Genomic DNA, 980 nt, shown 5'->3' on the forward strand with positions numbered 1-980 from the left:
TATTTCTTAAGTGCAGCGTAGGTATACTTCGCGTTTTCTGTGCGTCAGGCATTTTTTGGCGTTTCGATGGTTCGGAGGCCCCGAAGCGCCAGCTTCACCAGCGCCTTCACCGGCTCCTCTTTCCCCAACTGCCGCAGGCGGAGAATCAAATGCGGGTTGGGAAGCCCCAGCAGAATCGCCGCGGCAATACTCACATCTATATCCTCCACCAGTTCTCCTGCCGCCTGGGCACGGAGAATGGCCTGTTCCAAGATGGCCGCCATATCCCCCGCAAGGCCATCTACCACTGTCTCCAGCGCATCGATGGAATCCCGGGTAAAGATCCGCACAACCTCATTGAAATCAACATTTCCGGCCATGTCCAGCATCATTTCCACATAAAGCTCCATCTGCGCGGAAAAGGAAATGTCCCGGCTGAAAATAGATACAATCTCCTCTCTTATTTGTCCAATTTTCATTTCGCAGGATGCGATAATCAGCTCTGTTTTAGATGGAAAGTACTCGTATATCGTTGACTTTCCGATCCCTGCCCGGGCAGCGATTTCAGACATAGAGGCTCCGTCCACGCCCCGGAGGCCAAACTCAGTCAGCGCGGAGTGCAGTATGTCGGCGCGGCGCCGATCACTGATCTTCGACACTGAGAATCTCCTCCTTCTTTTCCGGCGCGGATTTCCCTCTTTTGGCCGCGCGTTTATTAGAAATTTTTTGTCTGAAACTGTCCAAAATACTGTAATACACCGGCGTAAACAGCAGCGTTACCACGGTGGAAAGCAGCATGCCTGTAATCATCGCGATAGCCATAGGCTTCATCATTTCCGCCCCCTCGCCCATGCCCACGGCCATGGGCAGAAGGCCCAGAACCGTTGTGAGCATGGTCATCATCACAGGCCGGACACGGCGGGGACATGCCTTCAAAATCGCCTCGTCCTTCTCTTCGCCCCGCAGGCGGCGGATTTTGATGTAATCCACCAGCACAATGG

General features: G+C 53.8%; 2 protein-coding genes. Both read right to left on the minus strand.

Annotated features, from left to right (window positions below; all coding sequences use genetic code 11):
- Positions 1-44: 44 nt before the first annotated feature.
- Positions 45-638 (minus strand): TetR/AcrR family transcriptional regulator, encoded by a 594-nt coding sequence (locus B2W96_RS10960; RefSeq protein WP_293010344.1) that lies wholly within the window; start codon positions 636-638, stop codon positions 45-47.
- A partial coding sequence (locus B2W96_RS10965) for an efflux RND transporter permease subunit (protein ID WP_293010346.1) occupies positions 622-980 on the minus strand: 359 nt, incomplete at its 5' end. The genes B2W96_RS10960 and B2W96_RS10965, both read right to left, overlap by 17 nt.

The sequence above is a fragment of the Oscillibacter sp. UBA6647 genome (assembly GCA_002455655.1).
Lineage (GTDB): Bacteria > Bacillota > Clostridia > Oscillospirales > Oscillospiraceae > Oscillibacter.